This window comes from Halomonas sp. MMSF_3323 (genome assembly GCF_030733595.1).
Lineage (GTDB): Bacteria > Pseudomonadota > Gammaproteobacteria > Pseudomonadales > Halomonadaceae > Halomonas > Halomonas litopenaei.
Genome location: NZ_JASHIT010000088.1, coordinates 1 through 1,256 on the forward strand (window position 1 = coordinate 1; position 1,256 = coordinate 1,256).

Below are 1,256 nucleotides of genomic sequence, written 5' to 3' on the forward strand. Positions count from 1 at the left end.
GCTCTTTAACAATGTATATCATGCTGACAAAGTAAGATACGTTTCAAGCGTATCCGGCAATTGTCGTGACATCATCGATTGACAGACCCTTTGGGGTTATATGGTCAAGCGATGAAGCGCATACGGTGGATGCCTAGGCAGTCAGAGGCGATGAAAGACGTGGAAGCCTGCGATAAGGTTCGGCGAGGTGGCAAACGACCTGCGACCCGGACATCTCTGAATGGGGAAACCCACCCAAGGTAACTTGGGTATCTCATGTTGAATATATAGACATGAGAGGCGAACCGGGGGAACTGAAACATCTAAGTACCCCGAGGAAAAGAAATCAACCGAGATTCCCCTAGTAGCGGCGAGCGAACGGGGACCAGCCCTTAAGCAACACAACTGGTAGGTGAACAGACTGGGAAGTCTGGCCATAGTGGGTGATAGCCCCGTAACCGAAACCTGAGTGTTGTGAAATCGAGTAGGTCGAGGCACGTGAAACCTTGACTGAAGACGGGGGGACCATCCTCCAAGGCTAAATACTCCTGACTGACCGATAGTGAACCAGTACCGTGAGGGAAAGGCGAAAAGAACCCCGGAGAGGGGAGTGAAATAGATCCTGAAACCGTATGCGTACAAGCAGTGGGAGCCAACTTGTTTGGTGACCGCGTACCTTTTGTATAATGGGTCAGCGACTTATTTTCAGTGGCGAGCTTAACCGTATAGGGGAGGCGTAGAGAAATCGAGTCTTAACTGGGCGACCAGTCGCTGGAAATAGACCCGAAACCGGGCGATCTATCCATGAGCAGGTTGAAGGTTGAGTAACATCAACTGGAGGACCGAACCAGGATCTGTTGAAAAAGATTTGGATGACTTGTGGATCGGAGTGAAAGGCTAATCAAGCCCGGAGATAGCTGGTTCTCCTCGAAAGCTATTTAGGTAGCGCCTCACGTATCACCGCCGGGGGTAGAGCACTGTTTCGGCTAGGGGGTCATCCCGACTTACCAACCCGAGGCAAACTCCGAATACCGGTGAGTGCAAGCGTGGGAGACACACAGCGGGTGCTAACGTCCGTTGTGAAAAGGGAAACAACCCAGACCGTCAGCTAAGGTCCCGAAATCCTGGTTAAGTGGGAAACGATGTGGGAAGGCTTAGACAGCTAGGAGGTTGGCTTAGAAGCAGCCATCCTTTAAAGAAAGCGTAATAGCTCACTAGTCGAGTCGGCCTGCGCGGAAGATGTAACGGGGCTCAAACCAGGTACCGAAGCTACGGGT

At 51.7% G+C, this 1,256-nt stretch carries 1 rRNA gene; it reads left to right on the plus strand.

Annotated features, from left to right (window positions below):
• Positions 1-102: 102 nt before the first annotated feature.
• Positions 103-1,256 (plus strand): 23S ribosomal RNA (locus RBB39_RS22690); the annotation flags it as partial.